This window comes from Streptomyces sp. NPDC048606 (assembly GCF_040650855.1).
Taxonomy (GTDB): domain Bacteria; phylum Actinomycetota; class Actinomycetes; order Streptomycetales; family Streptomycetaceae; genus Streptomyces.
In genome coordinates this window covers 1-5,060 of sequence record NZ_JBEZIB010000090.1, presented here as the reverse complement: position 1 = coordinate 5,060, position 5,060 = coordinate 1, and the positions used below count along the sequence as shown (strand labels likewise).

The following is a 5,060-nucleotide window of genomic DNA, read 5'->3' as shown; positions in this document are numbered from 1 at the left end:
CACGTGTACCGGTCGTACTCGGTCTTTCGCCCGGTGCGGCGAGAGCGCGTGCCAGGCGTCGCGGGGCAGGCAGGAGTTTGACGACAGGCCCTAGGCCGGGCGGTCGGCGGCGAGCAGGGTCCGCGCGTCGGTCAGGAATGCCGCCAGGCCGAGGTCGAAGGCGGCGTCCGCGCGGTTCGGGCCGACGGCCGCCAGCGCGTCCGCGAGGAGCGGGGTGTCGGGCGTCGGCTCCCACATGGCCTCGGGGGCGGCCAGGTCCAGGGCGGAGCCGAGGACCAGGTTCTCCAGGGCCGTGAGCAGCGGCATCACCGTCCGCCGGGTGAAGCCGGCCGCGAGCAGCACCCCGACGGCGCGCTCGTACTGCGCGAGCACCCGCGGGGCCCGCACCGGTGTGGTCATCAACAGCGGGATGGCCCTCGGGTGGGCGGCGAACGCGGCCCGGTAGGAACGCGCCCACTCCTCCAACGCCCGGTCCCACGGCTCCAGGGCGAGTGCCTCGCCGGCGATCCGGTCGCACACGAGCTCCCGTACGAGCTCCACCACGCCCGCCCGGCCGTCCACGTGGTGGTACACGGACCCGGTCTGCACCCCGAGCGCCCGGGCGATCTGCGGAACGCTGAACTCGCCCTGCTCCGACACCAGTCGCAGGGCGGTGAGGGCGATCCGCTCCCGGTCCAGGAGGGGTGTCCGCGGCCGTCCCATCGATCTCTCCCACCGTCAGGTCTTCCCGTACGCCAGAACCGGAGGCTACATTGCCTCAAATCGAAAGCCTTTAGGTTTCCGCTTCCGTCGACGTCGACGTCGACACCGATGCCGACACCGATGCCGACCCGTACCGACAAACGCCACCGCGGGTGAACCCGCCCGGCATGATCGCCCTCATGGCGCCGATGTTCCCCGCGGCCGTCGTCCTCTTCCTCGCGGGCCTCCTCCTCGCGCACCGGCCGAGGTTCCGCCACCGGCCGAGGTCCCGCCGCCCCGAGGTCCACGCCCGGTCCGCCGCCCACCCCGTCCACCCCGAAGGAGCGCACCAGCCGTGCCCGCTGCCGACACCGTCCTCACCGGAGCCCGCGTCCACACCCTCGACCCCGACCGCCCCGCGGCCGAGGCCGTGGCCCTCCTCGACGGGCTGATCGTCGCCGTCGGGGAGGAGCACGACGTACGCGACCTGATCGGTCCCGCCACCGAACGGATCGACCTCGCCGGCGCCACCCTCACCCCCGGCCTCACCGACGCCCACAGCCACCCCGTCTGGGGCATCGAGATGGCCTCCGGCACCGACCTCTCGCACGTCCGCGACCTCGACCAACTGCGCGCCGCCCTGCGCACGGCCGACCGCACCCGGGGCTGGGTCCTCGGACACGGCCTCGACCACAACGCCTTCGGCGGCCGACCCGTCGACCGCGCCCTCGTCGAGGACGCCCTGGCCGGCGCCCCCGCCTTCCTGCGCCTCTACGACGGCCACTCCGCGCTCGCCTCCGGCCCCGCCCTCGACGCGGCCGGGATCGTCGGCCCCCGCGCCTTCGCCCAGCGCTCCGAGATCGTCTGCGACCGGGCGGGCCGCCCCACCGGCCACCTCGTCGAGCACGCCGCGATGGACCTCGTCGGCGCCCTGGTACCGGGGCCCTCCCGCGCGGAGCGCCGCGCACGCCTCCTCGCGCTCCTCGACGCCATGGCCGCCACCGGACTGACCGGCGCCCACGTCATGGACCTCGGCAACGGCGACGTCCCCGCGCTGCTGTCGACCGTCGAGTACGAGGGGCACCTGCCGCTGCGGCTGAACCTGGCCCCGTGGTGCATGCCCGGCGCGGGAGCGGCCGAACTGGAGGAGCTGATCGAACTCCAGGGCCTCGCCGGCCGGCACTGGCGGATCGGAGGCGTCAAGTTCTTCATGGACGGCACCGTCGAGGGCGGCACGGCCTGGCTGGAACACGCAGACTGCCACGGCCAGGGCACCGAGGCCTTCTGGCCCGATCCCCGGGCCTACGCGCGGGCCGTCGCCACCCTGGACGCGGCCGGGGTGCGCACGGCCACCCACGCCATCGGCGACGCGGCCGTCCGCCACGTCCTGGACACCGTGGCCGGGCTGGGCCCCGGCGCCCGGATGCGGCACCGGATCGAGCACATCGAGACCGTCCCCGACGACCAGCTGGAGCGGTTCGCGCGGATCGGCGTCATCGCCTCGATGCAGCCGCCGCACGCCGCGTACACCCGCGCCGACCACACCGACGAGTGGTCGCGCCGGCTCGGCGAGGAGCGGGCCGGACGGGCCTGGCGCTGCCGGGACCTGCGCGACGCGGGCGCGGTCCTCGCGCTGGGCTCCGACTGGCCGATCGCCGACCACGACGCCCGCCGTGTCCTGGCCGCCGCCCGCGGCCCGCTCGGGGCGGCCTCGGCGGGACCGGCGCTGACCGGGCTGATGGCCCTGGAGGGCATGACCTCGCACGCCGCGCTCGCGGCGGGGGAGGAGGACGTCGCCGGCCGGATCGCGGTGGGCCGGCGGGCGGACCTGACGGCCTTCGCGGTGGATCCGCTGACGGCGGGGACGGACGAGTTGGCCGAGGCCCCGATCCGCCTGACCGTGTCGGGCGGCCGGATCACCCACCGGGCCGGGTAGCCGGGGGAGGGAGAGCGTGCCTCGGGGTGCCCGTCGGGCCCCGGGGCCGGGCCTCAGGCCCTGCGGAAGCGGCCGCGCAGCGCGACGGTGGCCGGGTGCGGGCCCACGTGCACGGGGTGGCGGGGCAGGCGGTGCGGCAGGGAGCCGTACCAGGCGCGCGAGACGAAGTAGCCGAAGGCCAGGCAGATCATGCCGCCCACGGCGTCCAGCCAGAAGTGGTTGGCGGTGGCCACGATGACCACGAGGGTCGCCGTCGGGTAGAGCAGGCCCAGGATCCGGGCCCAGGGCGCGGAGGCGACGGCGTAGATCGTCAGTCCGCACCAGAGCGACCACCCTATGTGCATGGACGGCATGGCGGCGTACTGGTTCGACATCTGCTTGAGGTTCCCCGAGGCCATGGAGCCCCAGGTGTGGTGGACCAGCACGGTGTCGACGAACCCGCCGCCGTTCATCAGGCGGGGCGGCGCGAGCGGGTAGAAGTAGTAGCCGACGAGGGCGACGCCCGTCGTGGCGAACAGGACGAGGCGGGTGGCGGCGTAACGCCCCGGATGGAAGCGGTAGATCCACACCAGCACGCCGATGGTGACGATGAAGTGGAGCGTGGCGTAGTAGTAGTTCATGCCGACGATCAGCCACGTCACCGAGTTCACGGAGTGGTTGACGGACCGTTCCACCGCGATGCCCAGGCCGCGCTCGATGCTCCAGATCCAGTCGGCGTTCGCGAGGGCGACGGCCTTCTGCTCGGGCACGGCGTTGCGGATGAGCGAGTAGACCCAGTAGCTGACGGCGATCAGCAGGATCTCGAACCAGATCCGCGGCCGGCGCGGCACGCGCAGTCGCGTGAGGAGGGCACCCTCGGTGCTCGGACGGGCCTCGCTCTCGGTCACGGGGGGTGACGCGATGTCCGTCCGGGTTTCCAGTGTCTTCACGCTCGCTTCACCCATGGGGAGAGAGTTTGCCAGATGCGCCCTCGCCTTCGATCATCCCTCGGGACGGTCTTCGGCGCCCGGGGTCCGCCCTGCGGACTACCCGTACCGACCTTGACAGTCCTCAGGTCGGACCCCTGCGGCCCGGCCCCGAGGCCGTGGACCCGCGCACCACGAGTTCCGGGAGGAACACGAACTCGCTGTGCGGGGCCGGCGTACCGCCGATCTCCTCCAGGAGCGTGCGCACGGCGGCCTGCCCCATGGCCTGGACCGGCTGGCGGATCGTGGTCAGCGGCGGGTCGGTGAACGCTATGAGCGGGGAGTCGTCGAAGCCGACCACCGAGACGTCCTGCGGCACCCGCAGGCCCTGCTGCCGGGCGGCGCGGATCGCGCCGAGCGCCATCATGTCGCTCGCGCACACGATCGCGGTGCAGCCCCGGGCGATGAGCGCGGTCGCCGCGGCCTGACCGCCCTCCAGGGTGTAGAGGGAGTGCTGGACGAGCTCCTCGGCCTCGGCCCCGTCGAGTCCGAGGCGCTCGCTCATCCCCAGCAGGAAGCCCTCGATCTTGCGCAGTACGGGCACGAACCGCTTCGGACCGACCGCCAGGCCGATACGGGTGTGCCCGAGCGCGCTCAGGTGGGTCACCGCCAGCTGCATCGCCGCCCGGTCGTCGGGGGAGACGAAGGGCGCCCGCACCTGGTCGGAGAAGCCGTTGATCAGGACGTACGGGACGCCCTGCGCGCGCAGCTGGTCGTAGCGGCCCATGTCGGCGGTGGTGTCGGCGTGGAGCCCCGAGACGAAGATGATCCCGGAGACGCCCCGGTCGACGAGCATCTCCGTCAGCTCGTCCTCGGTGGAGCCGCCGGGCGTCTGGGTGGCCAGCACGGGGGTGTACCCCTGCCGGGTCAGCGCCTGCCCGATGACCTGGGCGAGCGCCGGGAAGATGGGGTTGTCCAGCTCGGGGGTTATCAGTCCGACCAGGCCGGCGCTGCGCCGGCGCAGCCGCACGGGCCGCTCGTAGCCGAGCACGTCGAGCGCGGCCAGCACGGATTCGCGGGTGCCGGCGGCCACACCGGGCTTGCCGTTGAGCACGCGGCTGACTGTGGCTTCGCTGACCCCCGCCTGGGCTGCGATGTCGGCTAGCCGTGCGGTCACGGGATTGGACTGTACCGGTAGCCGGCTCACAAAGCCCACCACGTGCACGAATCCGCGGGAAGCCGGACGGTGCGGCCGTCCGTCTCGACCGGGGCGCTGGACAGGACCGGCCGGCCGGGCGAGGGGAGCTCCAGCGGTTCGGGTCGGGTGTTGAGGGTGCAGGCGAAGCCGGGTCGGGTGAAGAGCAGGACGCCTTCGGGTGCCGGCTGCCAGGTCAGCGGGCCGGCCTCGGGGGCGCCGAGGCCGGCGGTGGCCCGGCGCAGTTCCAGGGCGGCGCGGTAGAGCTCCAGGGTGGAATGCGGGTCCCCGGTCTGCGCGGCCACGCTCAACCCCGCCCACTCCGCCGGCTGCGGCAACCAAC

5 protein-coding genes are annotated in these 5,060 nt (G+C 73.7%); 1 reads left to right on the top strand and 4 read right to left on the bottom strand.

What is annotated here, in order from left to right:
- Positions 1-90: 90 nt before the first annotated feature.
- The gene (locus AB0D01_RS39470) at positions 91-702 is read right to left on the bottom strand and encodes a TetR/AcrR family transcriptional regulator C-terminal domain-containing protein (protein WP_363064218.1); all 612 of its coding nucleotides are present in this window, start codon (positions 700-702) and stop codon (positions 91-93) included.
- Positions 703-1,036: 334 nt separating this feature from the next.
- On the opposite strand from AB0D01_RS39470, the gene AB0D01_RS39465 reads away from it, so the two are divergent.
- Positions 1,037-2,617, top strand: a complete 1,581-nt coding sequence (locus AB0D01_RS39465) for an amidohydrolase (protein ID WP_363064216.1) — start codon at positions 1,037-1,039, stop codon at positions 2,615-2,617.
- Between the two features lie 53 nt (positions 2,618-2,670).
- Here the strand turns inward: AB0D01_RS39465 and AB0D01_RS39460 are convergent, their stop codons facing one another.
- The 3 genes from AB0D01_RS39460 to AB0D01_RS39450 all read right to left on the bottom strand — a co-directional run.
- The gene (locus AB0D01_RS39460; protein WP_363064214.1) at positions 2,671-3,561 is read right to left on the bottom strand and encodes a phosphatase PAP2 family protein; all 891 of its coding nucleotides are present in this window, start codon (positions 3,559-3,561) and stop codon (positions 2,671-2,673) included.
- A 106-nt stretch (positions 3,562-3,667) separates the two neighbouring features.
- On the bottom strand, positions 3,668-4,699 hold the full coding sequence (locus AB0D01_RS39455) for a LacI family DNA-binding transcriptional regulator (protein ID WP_363064212.1): 1,032 nt from the start codon (positions 4,697-4,699) through the stop codon (positions 3,668-3,670).
- 26 nt (positions 4,700-4,725) lie between these two features.
- Positions 4,726-5,060: DUF3459 domain-containing protein (locus tag AB0D01_RS39450; RefSeq protein ID WP_363064210.1), on the bottom strand; the 335-nt coding region annotated here is incomplete at its 5' end.